The 1,230-nt window shown below is 57.0% G+C and carries 1 protein-coding gene; it reads left to right on the forward strand.

What is annotated here, in order from left to right; all coding sequences use genetic code 11:
* Window positions 1-61 precede the first annotated feature (61 nt).
* Window positions 62-1,212, forward strand: a protein-coding gene (locus KBW98_RS23785; protein WP_211522634.1) for an IS3 family transposase whose coding sequence is annotated in 2 segments (ribosomal slippage) — window positions 62-299 and window positions 299-1,212 — 1,152 coding nt in all. Because the reading frame shifts where the segments join, the coding sequence is not laid out codon by codon here.
* Window positions 1,213-1,230: the final 18 nt, after the last annotated feature.

Consider the following 1,230-nt stretch of genomic DNA (forward strand, 5'->3'; position numbering starts at 1 on the left):
TGAATCGCCACGAGTTCACTAGATACTCCTGAGCCTATAATTGTAGGTTCAAGGAGAAGTTATGAGCGGCAAGCGGTACACCGAAGAATTCAAGATCGAAGCAGTCAAGCAGGTGACGGAGCGCGGGCATCCGTCCACTGAGGTTGCTGCGCGGCTGGGCGTGAGTTCGCACAGCCTGTATCAGTGGGTCAAGCGTTACAGCGCACCGCCGGCCGAGCGACAAAGGGCCGACGACCAGCAGGCGGAAATGAAGCGCCTGAAGGCTGAGCTGAAACGCGTTACCGAGGAGCGCGATATCCTAAAAAAGGCCGCCGCGTACTTTGCCAAGATGTCCGGGTAAAGTACGCCTTCATTCGCGATGCTCGCGAGGAGCATTCGATCCGAAGGCTTTGCAAGATGATGGCGGTGCATCCCAGCGGTTTTTATGCCTGGTGTGCTGAGCCAGAAAGCGATCGGGCCAAGGAAGATCGGCGCCTGCTTGTACACATCAAGCAGTCCTGGCTGGAAAGCGGAGCAGTCTACGGCTACAGGAAAGTATCGGATGATCTGCGCGACCTGGGCGAGCAATGCGGGATCAATCGCGTTCACCGAATCATGCGCGCAGCCGGCCTGCGCTCTCAGACGGGCTATGGCAAGCGCCACTTCAAGCGCGGCGGTCTTCCTTCGGTAGTGGCACCAAACCATCTGCAGCGACAGTTCGATGTAACTGAGCCAAACAGGGTCTGGGTCACGGACATCACGTACATCCGAACCCATGAGGGTTGGTTGTACCTGGCTGCGGTGCTCGACCTGTTCTCGCGTCAGGTCATCGGATGGTCGATGGGCTCGAGAATGGATCGGGAGCTGCCCTTGAACGCCTTGCTGATGGCTGTCTGGCGTCGTCAACCCAAGCAAACGGTCATGGTGCATTCGGACCAGGGCAGTCAGTTCAGCAGCTACGACTGGCGCGATTTCCTGAAGGCGCACAACCTTGAACAAAGCATGAGCCGGCGCGGTAACTGCCACGACAATGCGGTTGCAGAGAGCTTTTTTCAGCTACTGAAACGGGAGCGCGTTCGCCGTCGAATCTACGCTAGCCGAGACGAGGCCAAGCAAGACATCTTTGACTATATCGAGATGTTCTACAATCCGAAGCGCCGGCACAGCTTCAGCAATGACCTGTCGCCGATCGAGTATGAAAAGCAGTATTTCCAGCGGCTCTCGAGTGTCTAGCAGAGCTGTGGCGATTCA

It is taken from the genome of Massilia sp. ST3, from assembly GCF_018119405.1.
GTDB lineage: Bacteria > Pseudomonadota > Gammaproteobacteria > Burkholderiales > Burkholderiaceae_D > Telluria.